11 protein-coding genes are annotated in these 16,136 nt (G+C 69.5%); all 11 read left to right on the forward strand.

Annotated features, from left to right (window positions below; genetic code table 11):
• Positions 1-522: 522 nt before the first annotated feature.
• Positions 523-2,532: a serine/threonine-protein kinase gene (locus BLQ28_RS32180; protein WP_093247404.1), complete on the forward strand. Its 2,010-nt coding sequence runs from the start codon at positions 523-525 to the stop codon at positions 2,530-2,532.
• Between the two features lie 55 nt (positions 2,533-2,587).
• Positions 2,588-4,177 (forward strand): murein transglycosylase A, encoded by a 1,590-nt coding sequence (locus BLQ28_RS32185; protein WP_093247405.1) that lies wholly within the window; start codon positions 2,588-2,590, stop codon positions 4,175-4,177.
• 107 nt (positions 4,178-4,284) lie between these two features.
• On the forward strand, positions 4,285-5,034 hold the full coding sequence (locus tag BLQ28_RS32190) for a hypothetical protein (RefSeq protein WP_093247406.1): 750 nt from the start codon (positions 4,285-4,287) through the stop codon (positions 5,032-5,034).
• A 27-nt stretch (positions 5,035-5,061) separates the two neighbouring features.
• Positions 5,062-6,234: a hypothetical protein gene (locus tag BLQ28_RS32195; protein WP_093247407.1), complete on the forward strand. Its 1,173-nt coding sequence runs from the start codon at positions 5,062-5,064 to the stop codon at positions 6,232-6,234.
• 125 nt (positions 6,235-6,359) lie between these two features.
• Positions 6,360-8,345, forward strand: coding sequence for a caspase family protein (locus BLQ28_RS32200; protein ID WP_256327539.1), 1,986 nt, complete (start codon positions 6,360-6,362; stop codon positions 8,343-8,345).
• Between the two features lie 18 nt (positions 8,346-8,363).
• Positions 8,364-8,918 (forward strand): type VI secretion system tube protein Hcp, encoded by a 555-nt coding sequence (locus tag BLQ28_RS32205; protein WP_093247409.1) that lies wholly within the window; start codon positions 8,364-8,366, stop codon positions 8,916-8,918.
• 22 nt (positions 8,919-8,940) lie between these two features.
• Positions 8,941-9,780, forward strand: a complete 840-nt coding sequence (locus BLQ28_RS32210; RefSeq protein WP_093247410.1) for a type VI secretion system accessory protein TagJ — start codon at positions 8,941-8,943, stop codon at positions 9,778-9,780.
• Positions 9,773-10,288: a type VI secretion system baseplate subunit TssE gene (tssE, locus tag BLQ28_RS32215; RefSeq protein ID WP_093247411.1), complete on the forward strand. Its 516-nt coding sequence runs from the start codon at positions 9,773-9,775 to the stop codon at positions 10,286-10,288. Before BLQ28_RS32210 ends, tssE begins: the two co-directional genes overlap by 8 nt.
• A gap of 10 nt (positions 10,289-10,298) precedes the next feature.
• The gene (tssF, locus tag BLQ28_RS32220; protein ID WP_093247412.1) at positions 10,299-12,191 is read left to right on the forward strand and encodes a type VI secretion system baseplate subunit TssF; all 1,893 of its coding nucleotides are present in this window, start codon (positions 10,299-10,301) and stop codon (positions 12,189-12,191) included.
• Positions 12,167-13,270 (forward strand): type VI secretion system baseplate subunit TssG, encoded by a 1,104-nt coding sequence (gene tssG / locus BLQ28_RS32225; RefSeq protein WP_256327540.1) that lies wholly within the window; start codon positions 12,167-12,169, stop codon positions 13,268-13,270. The genes tssF and tssG overlap by 25 nt, the downstream gene beginning before the upstream one ends.
• 70 nt (positions 13,271-13,340) lie before the next feature.
• Positions 13,341-16,121 (forward strand): type VI secretion system ATPase TssH, encoded by a 2,781-nt coding sequence (gene tssH / locus BLQ28_RS32230; protein ID WP_093247414.1) that lies wholly within the window; start codon positions 13,341-13,343, stop codon positions 16,119-16,121.
• Positions 16,122-16,136 lie beyond the last annotated feature (15 nt).

Raw genomic sequence — 16,136 nt, forward strand, 5'->3', positions numbered from 1 at the left:
CTTGGGTGTTGCGCCCTCTCTCCTTGGGGAGAGGGCGGGGGGGAGGGTATCGGCTTTCATCCAGGCGAGGCGGTGTTCCTGCGCCGTCGACCCTCACCCCAACCCTCTCCTCAAGGGGAGAGGGAGTCAGAGCCAGAGCCCAAGTCGAGCGAAGCAAAGGCCCGGCCCCAAGCCGAGCGAAGCGATGGCGCGTTCGGTATCCAAGCCCCTCTGGCTGCGCCGAGGAGCGGAGCGTTTCGCGGATCAGGGCTCGCCCTTGTTTGAGCGAAGCGAGTTTGGGCGAGACCCCGCGAAACGTGAGCACCGCAGGTTGCCCCGTAGCGAAGCGCAGGGGTCGCAGACAGTGGGGTCGCCTTTCTTTTGCCTACGTTTCTTTGGCGAAGCAAAGAAAAGTAGGTCGCCCGCCGGGGCGAGACCCGGCCTCTGCCCTTCGCAAGAAGCGCGAACCCCCGGCCTCGCGAAGCAACCCCTCAGCCTCAGCAAAAACAACCCCGAAGGCATTCAACAACCAGGAGCCAGTCAATGACCGACTCCCCCCAAACCCCGCCACCAGAAGACGACCGCACACGCGTCGTCTCAAGACCCGCCCAGCCACCAACAGCCAGCGGCGACTCATCAGCAACCGTCATCACAGCCGGCTCCACCACCAGCCCGTCCGGAACAGGCCCCGCAGTACCAGTCACAAACCCAGCCACAGGCAGCCACGAAGCCGGCCTCCTCCCCGTAGGCAGCCGCCTCGCAGAATTCGAAATCACCAGAGTCATAGGCCAGGGCGGCTTCGGCGTCGTCTACGAAGCCTGGGACCACACCCTCGAACGCGTGGTCGCCATCAAGGAGTACCTGCCAACGTCCCTGTCGACAAGACAGCAGGACGGCACCGTAGTCCCCCTGTCCGAGCGCCACAGGGAAACCTTCGACCTCGGCATGCGCAGCTTCATCAACGAAGCCCGCCTGCTCGCCCAGTTCGACCACCCGTCGCTGCTCAAGGTCTACCGCTTCTGGCAGGAAAAGGGCACCACCTACATGGTCATGCCCTTCTACAAGGGCGACACGCTGAGAGAGGCGCTGGTGGCCATTCCGGCAGGTGTCGACGAGGCCTGGCTCATCCGCATCATGGATGGCGTCACGCAGGCGCTGGCCGTGATGCATCACGCCCATTGCTACCACCGCGACATCGCGCCCGACAACATCATCCTGCTCGAAGGCTCGGGCCGTCCGGTGGTGCTCGACTTCGGCGCGGCGCGGCGCGTGATCACCGACAAGACGCAGGCGATCACCGTCATCCTCAAGCCGGGCTACGCGCCCATCGAGCAGTACGCCGAGATGCCCGACATGTCCCAGGGCGCGTGGACCGACGTGTACGCGCTCGCGGCCGTGATGCACGTGGCGGTGTGCGGCCGCGCGCCGCCGCCGTCGGTGGCGCGGCTGCTGTCCGATAGCTATGTGCCGCTGGCGGGCAACGACATCCTGCGCCAGCGCTACAGCCTGCGGCTGCTGCAGGCGATCGACGCGGGCCTGGGCGTGCGGCCCGAGCAGCGGCCGCAGTCGATGGCCGAGCTGCGTGCGGCGCTCGACCTCGACGTGGGCCACAGCATCGCGCCCACGCCGCGCACGCAGCCGCCTTCGGGGGCGCGCAGCGGCAACGCCGGCAACAACAATGCCGATGCGGCCACGGTCATCGCCAGCGGCGGCACTGGCAACAAGAACAAGACCGGCAGCGGCAAGGCATCGCCACCGGCGCCCATTTCTGAAGACGGCAAGAACAACAACGGCACAGGCAAGAGCAAGACCGTGATCGCACTCGCCTCGGTCGCCATCGCCGCAGTCGTGGCGGGTGGCGGCTGGTGGTGGCTGCAGGGCCGCACACCGGCTGGCGACGTGAGCAGCAACAGTGGTGGTGGCAGCGGCAAGCAGAGCACGACGCCCACGCCACCACCCACCCCCGACGTCAAGGTCGCCGAAGCCCCTCCGGCACCGCCCCCCGCACCGCCTGCGCCACCACCGCCCCCACCCGCACCGCGCACGCCCACCGATTCGCTGCAATCGCTCGCGGCCGGCGCGGCGGCAGGCTTCGACGTTTCGGCCGCGCCGAAGAAGGCCGAGGTCGCCATCGGCAAGGACAGGCTCGCCTTCGAGGTCCGCAGCAAGCGCGAAGGCTTCGTCTATGTGTTCCTGCTGTCCAGCGGCGGCGAGATGTTCCTGCTGTTCCCGAACCTGCTCGACAAGTACAACAAGATCACCGCCGGCGGCACGCTCTCGCTGCCGCGTGCGTCGTGGCCGATGGACGCGGGCGGGCCCGCGGGCACCGACCAGTTCGCGGTGCTCGTGAGCGAGCACGAGCGCGACTTCAGCGCGGCGGGCGTGCAGAACGACGGCGTGTTCCCGGTGTTTCCGCTGCCGGTGCTGGCCGCACTCGAAGCCACGCGCGGCAACGGGCCGTCGCCGTTGCTGGGCAAGCCGGTGTGCCCGACCGGCGGTGCGCCATGCAACGACGTCTATGGCGTCGCGAATTTCAAAATCGTCGAGAAGTAATCGTCTGTAGAGCGTTGGCCCCGCGGGCCGCCGCTTCTCGGACAAGGAGACCTTCATGCACACCACCTCACAGTCGACGCGCTTCACACCCGCACTGCTTCGCTGGGCCGTTGCCGCGGCCGTCGCTTCGCTGGCGGGTTGCGCCGCGCCACCGCCGGCATCGACGACGCCCGACACCGGCGCCACCGCCCCCGACACATCGGCCGCCTCGCGGCCGCCGCCCACGGGGGCCAGCGTGGCGGGGCAGGCGCGCACCTTCTCGACGCAGCTGGCCACCTATACCTCGGTCAGCTTCGACGCGGTGCCGGGCTGGTCGCGCGACGATTTCTCCGAAAGCTGGCCCGCCTTTCTCGGCAGCTGCAAGGTGCTGACCGCGCGCGGCGCCGAATGGAAGGAGGTGTGCGACAGGGCCCAGAAGGTCGACGGCAAGAACAACACCGCGATCCGCGGCTTCTTCGAGAACGGCTTCTCGGCCTACCAGATCCGCGACGACGACCGTCGGCCCGACGGCGTGGTCACCGGCTACTTCGAGCCCGAGATCGCGGGCAGCCGGCAGTACGCCGCGCCGTTCATCTATCCGGTGTACGGCCAGCCCGACGACATGCTGTTCGCTGATGCGCGCAAGCTGCCCGCGGGCAACGGCACGGTGGCGGCCCGGGTCGAAGGGCGCAACGTGGTGGTGCAGACCGGCCTGAGCACGCGCGACATGGGCGCGCCGGGCCTGTATGCGCTCGACCTCTCGGGCATCTCGCGCGACACCATCGACCGCAAGGTGCGCCTGCGGGTCGAGGGCAAGCAGCTGCTGCCGTACTACACGCGCGAAGAGATCGAGACCAAGGGCGCGCCCAACGCCAAGGTGCTGGCCTTCGTGAGCAGCGCCACCGCGCTGTACGAAATGCAGATCCAGGGCTCGGGCCGCATCAAGCTGGCCAGCGGCGAGATCATCCGCGTGGCCTACGCCGAGCAGAACGGCCAGCCCTTCCGCCCCACGCTCGCGCAGGCCGCCAACGGCAAGCCGCGCAGCGCGGTCAAGGTGCGCGGCTCGTCGATTGAGCTGCAGCTGGACGATGGCGATGACGACGACGACACCGGCGCCGTCGCGCCCGGCACCATCCGCACGCGCGGCTTCACGCTGGTGCGGCCGGCGAGCAGTGGCGCGGTCGTGGTGCCGGGGCGGCACGCGGCGGGCGCTGTGTCGGGCTCGGGCATCAAGGACCCGAGCTATGTGTTCTTCAAGGAAGCCGCGTCGCCGGTCGGCGGGCCGGTGGGCGCCTTCGGCGTGCCGCTGTCGGCGGGGCGTTCGATCGCGGTCGATCCGCGCAGCACGCCGCTGGGCTACCCGGTGTTCGTCTCGACCCGCACGCCCGGCAGCGGCGCGCCCATGCAGCGCCTGACCATCGCGCAAGACACCGGCGGTGCCATCCGCGGCGCGGTGCGGGCCGACTACTTCTTCGGCAACGGCCAGCAGGCCGCGACCAATGCGCGCCGTATGAAGGAGCGCGGCCAGCTGTGGATTCTTCTGCCGCGCGGCCTGGCCGTGGCGCAGGCCGCGGCGTCGTCGGCCATCCGCACGCGTGGCGGGCCCGTGGGCGCCAACCTGCCGCAGTGCCTGGTGCCCACCGAAGGCGTGTGCGTGGACGACTGACATCATGTTTGCCCCCCGGCTTTTCACTCGCTGCGCTCGTGTAACTCCACCCCCCGAGGGGGAGGCGCGGCCCGCCTTGGGGCGGCCCGGCGGCGGCCGCTGACGCCATGCAAGAAACCCTGTCGTCCGCGGAAAGCACTGAACTCGTCCGCCTCTGGCGGCGGCGGCAGACGCTGTCCCCGAACGACATGGGCACCATGTACCGCATCGTCGGCAATGCGCTGGTGGCCTGCAATCCGCCCGAGCTGCAGGTGCTGGGCGAAGGGCGGCAGGAGCTGGTGGCGCAGTTCATCTACGTCAAGGTGCTGCGGCTCGACGCCGACCCCGACGAGTCGGAAGAGCGCGCGGGCCACAGCGCGCCGTCGACCGCGTTCGCGTTGTGCGCGTACTTCCGGCGCTACCTGATCGACTGCACGCGCGCCAGCGCGTTTCGCCGCAAGCTCTCGATCGGCGAGCAGATCACCGAGGCCCAGCTCGAAGACGAGATCGGCGCCGGCGAAGACCTCGAAGGCTGCCTGGCCGAACACGGCCTGAGCGCGCAGGCCGTGCAACTGGCCGCGCGCGCCTTCATCGCCGAGCTGCCCGAGCCCGAGCGCCTGCTGCTGTGCGAGGGCTTCGGCAAGGAGGCCGAGGGCGGCCTGTCGGGTATCGCCTCGCGCCATGCCATCGCCTCGTACCACTACCGCGCGGGCCGGCTGGGCCTCGTGCACAAGCGCGAGGGGCTCACGGCGGACTACGCCAAGACCCGGCTCGGCGGCTGGCTCCAGCAGACGCTGGGCATCGCCATCGAGGCCGAGAACATGGCGGCGATCCTGCAGGTTTTCAAAATCCTCGGCGCTGAAGCGTCTTACGCCTGAAGACATAGCCATTCAGGAACAGACGCCATGAACACCGAACTCTGGCCCCCGCTCAGTGTGATCCGCAACGCGTTCGAGACCGCCGCACCCGCGCCCGGCGAGGCGATACCCGCCGTGGCCACGGTGGCCATGCCGGGTTCGACGACGCCCGGAACGGGGTCCGAACCTTCGCCCGCGCCCGCTCCCGCGCTGTCGGACCTGCTCCTGCCGCTCGCCGAACTGGCCCGGCGCCGCGAGGCCGTCGCCCGGCGCGCCTTCACCGCGCGGTGGATGCCGGGCCGCCTCGTCAGCGTCGTGCATGAAGGGCGGCTGCTGGGCGTGCTGCTCGACCGCTGCATCCACGACGACTTGTGGCAAGGCTGGATGGCCGCCGCCGAGGCCGACTGGGCCAGCGCCTTCGACGTGCTGCTGGAGCCCGACGACGAGCCCTTCGAGCCGATGTTCGGCGTGGTCCAGACCTGGAACCTGCTCACGCTCGAAGCCAGTCCGCAGCTGTGCGCGCGCGTGCAGGGCGAAATCTCGGCCACGCGGCTCGCGGCGGTTCGCGCGGTGCACGACGAATGGGCCGCACGGGCCGCACTGGCCATTGCGCCCGAGCCCGGACGCATCGCCTTGCGCAGCGTGGGCGGTGCGTTCTCGGTGCTCACCGGCACGCCGCTCGGCCCGCAGGACCCGCGCGCCGACTACCAGGCGCTGTACCGCGACGTGGGCCTGCGACTGGGCGCGGCGCCGTCGCCGGTGCCATCGTCCGTGCCGTCACCGAACGCGGCGCCCGTGCCGCCCGCGCGCGCCACGCCATTGCCCAAGCCCGAAGACGGCTGGTGGGGCAGCATCCGGCGCTGGTTCGGCGCCGACGGCTGGGTGCGCCCGGCCTTCGCGGTGCTGGCCCTGTGCGTGGTGGTGCAGAACATCGGCCTGCTCGGCGGCGGCGGTGGTGGCACGGAAGACGACGAGGTGCGCTACCGCACCGTGCCGACCGCGCCCGTACCGGTGCGCGCCGATCTGTTCGTGCGATGGAAGGACGGCGTGCGCATGGACGAGGCCGACCGGCTGCTGCAGTCGGTCTCGGCGGAAGTGGTGGGCGGGCCAGGCGCCGGCGGTACGTGGCGCCTGCGCGTGCCGGACCCGGTCGAAGGCCTGTCGGTGCTGGCGGCGTCGCCGCTGGTCGAGTCGGTGGGGCCGGCGTCGGAGCGGCCATGAGAGCGGCTGCGCGTTCGCCTTTCTCCCTCCCCCTCTGGGGGAGGGCGGGGGTGGGGGCACGCGGCGTATCCATCGGGCGCTCTGCCTGCCCCCATCCCAGCCTTCCCCCAAAGGGGGAAGGAGCAATGCGGCTGCTGCTGGTGTGCCTGCTGTTCATTTCAGGCAGCGCCTTCGCCACCCAGCGCGCCTTGCTCGTCGGCGTCTCCGAACTCGTCAACCAGCCGCAGGCCCTCTGGCTGCAGGCCCCGCGCAACGACGTGATGCTCATGCGCGACGCGCTGCTCAAGCAAGGCTTCGCAACCTCCGACATCGTGCTGCTCGCCGACGGCGTGAGCGGCGCCGCGCTGCCCGATGCGCAGGCCATCCACGAGGCGCTGGCGCGGCTGCTCGCGCAGTCGAAAAGCGGCGACTTCGTGCTGCTCTATTTCTCCGGCCACGGCACCCGTTTGCGCGACACCGCCAAGCGCTACCAGGAGCCCGATGGCCTGTCGGAGAACTTCCTTGCGCGCGACGTGCGCGGCACGCTCGGCAGCGACAACGTGCTGACGGGCGACCTGCGCGATGTCGATTTCGACGGCTGGATCCAGGCCTTTCTTGCCCGCAACGTCTTCGTCGCCTCGGTGTTCGACACCTGCTCCGCCAACTCCATGACGCGTGGCACCGTCGATGCGCCGGCCACCGCCGAAGGCCCGGCCGACGACGAAGTGCGCTGGCGCGGCCTGCGTGCGGTGCAACTGGCCAGTGGCGGTGGAGGCAATGCACCGGACCCATCCACGACCGCGCGCGCGGTGACCCCGCCCGTGCCGGCAGAGACCGTGCCGCGTGCCCGCTACGTCGCGCTCTTCGCCTCCGAGAGCCACCAGATCACGCCCGAGCTGCGGTTGCCGCGCAAGAGCCGAAGTGCCCGGCCGCAGGGCCTGCTGACCTGGGCCGTGGTCGAGGCCCTGTCGCGCAAGCCCGCCACCTGGCGCGACCTGTTCGACGGCGTGCTCGCGCTCTACCCGCCAGTCATCGACGAACTCGCGCAGCGCTTTCCCACGCGCGAGCTGCCGTCGCCCGTGGCCGAGGGCAACCTCGACGCGCCGCTGTTCGCCAACCGCGCGCCCGCCGTCTCGACCCGCCCGGTCTGGCGCGCGCAGCGCTCCGGCGACACGCTCACGCTGCAGGCCGGTCAGCTCGACGGCCTGGTGGCGCAGCAGCCGCTGCGCGTGCTGGCCACCATGGACGACGGCACCGTGCGCAGCGCCGAGGGCACGCTCGCGCAGGCCTTCACCGACAAGGCGCGGATGGCGGTGCCGCCCGCGTTGCGCGAGCTCACCGGCGCCGTGCTCTGGAACATCACGCCGCTGGGCGAGCCGGCCGCGGTCGCGCTGCGCGTGCGTGCGGAGCAGGGCCTGCCGACCGGGCTGAGCCTTGAATACCCGGCCTCCGTCGTTACCGTGAACGACGCGGACGGCGCCGACGTCCGCTGGTCCGCCGGCCGGCTCGAAGTGCTCTCGCCGCAGCTCGGCGCGGGCGCGGGTGCGAAGCCGGTGCCCGCCGACGCGGCTGTGGCGCGCCGGCGCCTTGAAGTGCTGGCCCGCCTCAAGTGGCTCAACCAGCTCTACACCATCGCCAAGGACGCGCAGTTCGACGGCTTCGACGCGGTGTTCGAAGTCTGGAACGGCGATCGCCTGGTGCGCAGCGGCTCCGCGCAGCAGATCGACGCGAAGCTCCTGCCGCTGCGCAACGGCGAGCGCGCCGTGCTCAACGTGCGCAACACCAGCGCGCGCTCGGTGGACCTCGTCATCGTCGGCATCGACCCGCAGGGCGGTGCGCGACAGGTCTACCCCGAAGACCCGGGCGAGACCAACCGCTTCAAGCGCGGCACGCGTGAGTCGCCCGCCGCCAAGCGCTTCGAGCTGCCGTGGTTCAACGCCGAAGGCAGCCGGCTGCTCGTGCTGGCCACGCCGGCCGCGCCGTACAGCGCGCCGCGATTGTTCGGCACCGGCGCGGTGGCCATCAACACGGCGCCCGACGTGCGGGTGCGCGGGGCATTGCAGCCCGACAGCGAGCGGCAGGCCTTTGCCGCGGTGGTCCGGTGGGCGGGCGATGCCTCGCCCGCACGGTAGTTTTTTCAGGAGATGGCAATGTCATTCAACAACGGCGGGTACCTGGAGACCGACGACGCGCTGCGCATGCTCGACCTGCTGTCGCAGGCATCGGGCAGCGACTTCTACATGTCGGTCGAGAGCAAGGGCAAGAAGGTCGCGGGCGAGATCCAGACCCTCTTCTCGGACAACATGGAGGTGCTGGAAATTGGCGGCTACTCCTACGTGGCGGAGGTCGCGTCCGCGCCTGGTTCCGGCAAGGGCGTCGCGCGGGGGCTGCCGCTGGCGGTGGTGCGCGATTGCGATGCCGCCACCGCCTCGATCGCCAGCCTGCTGTACAGCCAGGACAGCGACCTGATCGTCAACATCCTGGTCTTCAAGGCCGGCGGCGACAACGCCGACCGGCAGCCCTTCTTCGAGATCGAACTCACCGGCGGCCGCGTCAGCCAGCACGCGATCCTGACGGGCGGCGTGCCCAAGCGGCCTTGCGAGATCGTCGTGTTCAGCTACCGCGCCATCGAGATCAAGAGCGCGCCGCAGCTGGTCAGCGGCATCCGCGGCGCGGTGCGCGCCGCCAAGCTCGTCAACCACTGAGCCCGATCAGGAAAGCCACGCCATGACCGCTGCCGAACTCATCAAGTCCGCCGATCCGGTCGGCGCCCTCAAGGCACTGAGCGACGAGGTGCGCGCCAGGCCCGCCGACAGCAAGTACCGCGTCTTCATGGCGCAGCTGCTGTGCGTGCTGGGGCAGTGGGAGCGCGCGCTCAACCAGCTCACCGTCGCGGCCGAACTCGACGCGCTCGCCGTGCCGATGAAGCAGGTGTACGGCGACGCCGTGCGCTGCGAAGGCCTGCGCGCCGAAGTGTTCGCGGGCACGCGCACGCCCATGATCTTCGGACAGCCCGACGAATGGCTGGCGCTGCTCATCGAATCGCTGCTGCGCCAGGGGCGCGGCGAAGCGGCACTGGCCGAAGACCTGCGCCAGCGTGCCTTCGATGGTGCGCCCGCCATCGGCGGCACCATCGACGGCGCGCCCTTCGAATGGCTGGCCGATGCCGACATGCGGCTGGGCCCGGTGCTCGAAGCTTTCGTCAACGGCAAGTACTACTGGATCCCGTACGCGCGCCTGGCGCACATCAAGATCGAGCCGCCCGAAGACCTGCGCGACTGCGTGTGGATGCCCGCGCACCTGCAGTTCGAGAACGGCGGCGAAACGCTTGCGCTGATTCCCACGCGCTACGAAGGCACCGAGAAGATGGAAGACGGCGAGCTGCGGCTCGCGCGCAAGACCGAGTGGCGCGAGCTGCGGCCCGAGGTCTGGGCCGGCTACGGGCAGCGCGTGCTCGGCAGCGACGCGGGCGAATATGCGCTCATGGACGTGCGCGAGATCCTGTTCACGCACGCGTCTGGCGCTACGGACGGCGCGCACGATGCGAACGAGGCCGGCCATGGTTGACGTTGCCGCGGCCCAGGAGCGCCTGCAGCCTTCGCTGCTCGACCGCCTCGTCGACAACGCCCCCAGCGAGAAGCGCGAGAGCGACGAGAAACGCACGCTGACCCGCCAGGCCTTGCGCGCGGCCGTGCTGCGCGACCTGGGCTGGCTCTTCAACGCCACCGGCTATGGCCTCGCGATGGACGACCGGCAGTTTCCGAACGCGGCGCGCTCGGTCGTCAACTACGGATTGCCTATGCTGTCTGGCCAGTTCACCTCGTCGGTGCAGCGTGTCAGCATGGAACAGGCTTTGAAGAACGCGATCCTGCAGTTCGAGCCGCGCATCCTGTCCCGCACTCTCGAAGTGGAACTCATCATGGAAGGCTCCGCCCTGGACTCCCACAACAGCATCGGCCTGCAGATACGCGGCATGCTCTGGGCGCAGCCCGTGCCGCTGGAGTTCTTGATGCGCAGCCGCGTCGACCTGGAAGAGGGGCGCATCGAGATCCAGGACACGACGCAAAAACCATGAGCCCCATGCCATGGACCCCCGGCTGCTGACCCTGTACGAGCAGGAGCTGCGCTACTTCCGCGAAAGCGCGTCGGAATTCGCGCGCGCCTTTCCGAAGATCGCGCATCGCCTGGGCATCGAAGGCCAGGAGGTCGCCGACCCGTATGTCGAGCGCCTGATCGAGGCCACGGCCTTCCTGTCGGCGCGCGTCAACCTCAAGCTCGATGCCGAGTACCCGCGCTTCACCGGGCACCTGCTCGACGTCGTCTATCCGCACTTCCTAGCGCCCACGCCGTCGATGGCGGTGGTGTCTTTCGCGCCCGACCCGGAAGACGCCAACCTGGCCACCGGCCCGGCGCTGCCGCGCGGCAGCGGCCTGCGCGCGCGGCAGGCCGTGGGCCAGAACACGCATTGCGAATTCCGTACCGCCGCCGCGCTGCGCGTGTGGCCGCTGGAGATCCAGCGCGCCCAGTACTTCACCTATGCGCCCGACCTGCCGCTGAACACGCACCCGCAGGCGCGCAGCATTCGCGGCGGCCTGCGCATCGCGCTGCACACCACCGCCGGCCTCGACTTCAGCCAGATCGCGCTCGACGACCTCGTGCTGCATTTCAGCGGCGGCGAAGACGTGGCCTGGCAACTGCACGAATGCACGCTGGGCCAGCCCATCGGCGTGATGGTGCGGCCGCTGTCGCCCTCGGGCGCCTTGCAGGGCGAGGTGCGCCACCTGCCGCCCGATGCGATCCGCGCCGTGGGCTTCGAGGACGACGAGGCGCTGTTGCCCGTGACCGCCACGGGCTTCTCGGGCTTTCGCCTGCTGCAGGAGTACTTTGCCTTTCCGCAGCGCTTCCAGTTCGCGCGCATTGCCGGCCTGCAGCCGCTGCTGGCGGACATGCCCGTGACCGAGGTCGAGATCGTGCTGCTCTTTTCGCGTGGCGATGCCGCGCTCGAGAAGCTGGTGAGCGCCGACAACGTGCAGCTGCATTGCGTGCCGGCCATCAACCTGTTCAGTCGGCGCCTGGACCGCGTGCCGCTGACCGAAGGCGTGAGCCAGTTCCACCTGCTGCCCGACCGCACGCGGCCGCAGGACTTCGAGGTGCACACCGTCACCGAGGCCATCGGCCATGGCGCGCCGGGCACGGACACGGCCGCCGTCGAGCAGGTCTTCCGGCCGTTCTATTCGGCCTTCCACGGCACGCGACACAGCCACCCGGCCTACTTCACGACCACGCGCGAGCCGCGCATGCTCTCGGTGCGCCAGCGCACCGAAGGCCATCGCAGCAGCCACATCGGCTCCGAGGTCTACATGCAGATCGTCGATCCGCAGCAGGCGCCGTATGCGGCCACGCTGCGGCAGCTGGCCGTGACGGCGCTGTGCACCAACCGCGACCTGCCGCTGCTGCTGCCCGTGGGCCGCGACAACGACTTCGACTGCGTCGACTCCTTCCCCGTGCAGCGCGTGCGCATGGTGCGCGGCCCGTCGCGGCCGGTGTCGCCGGTGGTGAGCCAGGGGCTGGGCTGGCGCGTGCTCGATCACCTCGCGCTCAACTACCTTTCGCTGTCCGACAGCACGCCGCAGCAGGGCGCCGCGGCGCTGCGCGAAACCTTGATGCTCTACGCGGTGCATGCCGACGAAATGCGCCAGGGCCAGGTGCGCGGGCTGCTGTCGGTCAAGAGCAAGCCAGTGGCGCGCCGCCTGCCGATGAAGGGGCCGATCGCATTCGGGCGCGGGCTCGAAGTGACGCTCGAAGTCGACAAGGACGCCTTTCACGGCCACAGCGTGTTCCTGTTCGGTGCCGTGCTGGCGCGCTATCTGGCGCGCCACGTCGAGGTCAATCATTTCGTCGAGACCGTGCTTCGCATCGCGGGCAAGGGCGAGACCATGCGCTGGAGACCGCTGTGCGGGACGCGCCAGATCCTGTAGCCGCCGCACCAGCAACGGCTGCGGCAGCGCCTGCTGGCACTGCGGCGTCGCGCGTTGCCGGCGCGGTGCACGCATGGTCGGCCGAGCCGTGGTCCTTCGACTACTTCGCGGCGCTGCGCCGGCTGGAGTCGGTGGCAAGGACCACGCCGCGCTGGGGCCGCGCGCTGCTGCCGAGCGCCGAGCCGCTGCGCGTGGGGCAGGAGCCTTCGCTGTCGTTCGCGCCGGCCAGCTTCAGCCGCTTCGAGGCGGCGAGCACGTATTCGCCGCCGCGGCTGCGCCAGCATTTCTTCAGCTACATCGGCCCCAACGGTCCGTTGCCGGTGCACCTGAGCGACTTCATCCGCGAGCGCAGCCTGAACCATGGCGACCCGACCTGGCTGGCCTTTCTCGACACCTTCCTGCATCGCTTCTCGCTGCACTTCTACCGGGCCTGGGCGCAGGCGCGTCCGGCGGTGGCGCTCGACCGGCCGGACGAAGACCGGTTTCGGTTGCAGATCGGCGCGCTGGTCGGCATCGGCGCGCCGGGGCGCATCGAGCGCGACGAGGTGCACGACGACGCGCGCCTGCATTTTTCGGGCTGGCTTGCGCGCCGCGTGCACAACGCCGAGAGCGTGGCGTCGGTGCTGTGCTGCTACTTCGGCGTGCCCGTGACGCTGGAGCGTTGGGTCGGCCACTGGATGAGCCTGCCGGCCGGCGAGCTGACGCGGCTGGGGCAGGGCGAGAGTTCGCGTTCGATGGGCATGGGCGCGATGCTCGGCACGCGCGCGTGGGACCGGCAGCACCGCGTGCGCCTGCACCTGGGCCCGCTCACGCTGGACCAGTACCGCATGTTCCTGCCCACGCGCGAGGTCGGCAATGCGCAGCCCGTGCTGCAGCGCTGGATGCTGCAACTGCTGGGCGACGAACTCGAATGGGACGCCGAGCTGGTGCTCGAAAAAGCACAGGTGCCCGTCACGCGCCTGGGCCATGCCAAGGGCAATGCGCCGCGCCTGGGCTGGGTCTCGTGGCTCGGCGAGCGCACGCGCAGCCGCGACGCGGCGGACGTGCGCATCGGCCGTCAACTGGCGGGAGCGCATTGATGCGAGTCCACCTTTCTTCGCCTTTCAATCCTTCCAGCTTCATTCGTCTAGACGAGATACGGAGTCCTTCATGAGTGAAATCAGCCGCACCGCCCTTTTCGGCAAACTCAATTCGCTGGCCTACAAGGCCATCGAAGGCGCGACCGTGTTCTGCAAGATGCGGGGCAATCCGTACGTGGAGCTGGAGCACTGGTTCGCCCAGCTGCTGCAGGTGCAGGACTCCGACCTGCACCGCGTGATCCAGCACTACGGCCTCGATGTGTCGGTGATCGCCAAGGACATGACGGCCGCGCTCGACCGCCTGCCGCGCGGCGCCACCGCCATCAGCGACTTTTCGCCCCACATCGAGAACGCCATCGAACGCGCGTGGACCTACGCCACCCTGCAGTTCGGCGAGGCGCAGGTGCGCACCGGCTACATCCTGGTCGGCATGCTGAAGACGCAGAGCCTGCGCAACCCGCTGTTCGGTTTGTCGAAGCAGTTCGAGAAGGTGAAGGTCGAAGACCTCGCCGACAACTTCGCAAAAATCTGCGACGCCTCGCCCGAATCGCAGATGCGCGCACAGGACGGCACCGGCATGGGCAGCGGCGCGCCGGGCGAAGACTCGGGCGCGATGGCGCCGGCCGCCATGGGCAAGGGCGATGCGCTGAAGAAGTTCGCGGTCGATCTCACCGAGAAGGCCAAGAAGGGCGAGATGGACCCGGTGACCGGGCGCGACGAAGAGATCCGCCAGATCGTCGACATCCTCATGCGCCGCCGGCAGAACAACCCGCTGCTCACCGGCGAGGCCGGTGTCGGCAAGACGGCGGTGGTCGAAGGCTTCGCGCAGCGGCTGGCGCGCGGCGACGTGCCGCCGCAACTGAAAGACGTGAAGCTGCTCACGCTCGACATCGGCCTCTTGCAGGCCGGCGCGAGCATGAAGGGCGAGTTCGAGCAACGCCTGCGCCAGGTGATCGACGAGGTGCAAAGCTCGCCCACGCCCATCATTCTTTTCATCGACGAGATCCACACGCTGGTGGGCGCGGGCGGCGCGGCAGGCACTGGCGATGCAGCCAATCTGCTCAAGCCCGCACTGGCGCGCGGCAACCTGCGCACCATCGGCGCGACCACCTGGGCCGAGTACAAGAAGTACATCGAGAAAGACCCGGCGCTCACGCGGCGCTTCCAGGTCGTGCAGGTGCCCGAGCCCGACGAGACGAAAGCGATCCTGATGCTGCGCGGCGTGGCCAGCGTGCTGGAGAAGCACCACCGCGTGCAGCTGCTCGACGAGGCCATCGAGGCGGCCGTGAAGCTGAGCCACCGCTACATTCCCGCGCGGCAGCTGCCCGACAAGGCAGTGAGCCTGCTCGACACCGCGTGCGCGCGCGTGGCCGTGTCGCAGCATGCGACGCCGCCCGAGGTGGAAGACTGCATGCGCCGCATCGAAGGGCTCACGGTCGAGCAGGAGATCATCGGGCGCGAAGAGGCCATCGGCATCGACGTGACCAAGCGCGCGGCGCAGGTGGCCGCGCTGCTGGCTGAATCGAAGGTGCAGCTCGATGCGTTGAATGCGCGCTGGCAGGAAGAGAAGGGGCTGGTCGATCGGCTGCTTGAGCTGCGCGCGAAGCTGCGGGCGGGGAACAAGCCGGTGGATGCTGCTTCACTCCCTCCTCTTCCGGGGGAGGGCAAGGGTGGGGGCAGCGGCGCATCGAATGCTGATGGTGGTGCGAAGGCCGACGTGCCCCCACCCCAACCCTCCCCCAGCGGGGGAGGGAGCGAAGACCGGGCGGTGCTGCTGGCGGAGCTGCATGAGCTGCAAGCGAAGATTCATGCGGTGCAGGGCGAGTCGCCACTGATCCTGCCCTCCGTCGATGAACAGGCCGTGGCCTCCGTCGTCGCCGACTGGACCGGCATTCCCGTCGGCCGCATGGTCAAGAACGAAGTGGAGGCGGTGCTCAAGCTTGCCGACACGCTGAACATGCGCGTGATCGGCCAGAAGCACGGGCTGGAGATGATCGCGCGGCGCATCCAGACCTCGCGTGCGCGTCTGGACAACCCGCAGAAGCCCATCGGCGTCTTCATGCTCTGCGGCACCTCCGGCGTCGGCAAGACCGAGACCGCGCTCGCACTGGCCGAGGCGCTGTATGGCGGCGAGCAGAACATCATCACCATCAACATGAGCGAGTTCCAGGAGGCACACACCGTCTCCACGCTCAAGGGCGCGCCTCCGGGCTACGTGGGCTATGGCGAAGGCGGCATCCTGACCGAGGCCGTGCGCCGCCGGCCCTACAGCGTGGTGCTGCTCGACGAAGTGGAGAAGGCCCACCCCGACGTGCACGAGATCTTCTTCCAGGTCTTCGACAAGGGCTGGATGGAAGACGGCGAGGGCCGCATGATCGACTTCAAGAACACGATCATCCTGCTGACCACCAACGCCGGCAGCGAGCTGGTGATGAGCATGTGCCGCGACCCCGAGCTGCTGCCCGACTCCAATGCACTGGCCGATGCACTCAAGGCGCCGCTCATGAAGGTGTTCCCGCCCGCGCTGCTGGGCCGCATCGTCACCATTCCCTACTACCCGCTGTCGCCCGACATGATGAAGAAGATCGTGCGGCTGCAGCTGGGCCGCATCAAGAAGCGCGTCGAGACCAACCACGGCGTGCCCTTCGAGTACAGCGAGGCGGTGGTCGAGCAGGTGGTCGCGCGCTGCCAGGACCCGGAGTCGGGCGGCCGCGTGATCGACGCGATCCTGACCAACACCGTGCTGCCCACGATCTCGGTCGAGTACCTGCAGCGTCTGGCGTCGGGCGGCGAGATCCGCCGCGTCGCGCTCGACGTGAAAGACGCCGACTTCACCTACGCCTTCGACTAGGCGCACTCCAATCCC

The organism is Variovorax sp. EL159 (assembly GCF_900100965.1).
Classification (GTDB): Bacteria; Pseudomonadota; Gammaproteobacteria; order Burkholderiales; family Burkholderiaceae_C; genus Variovorax.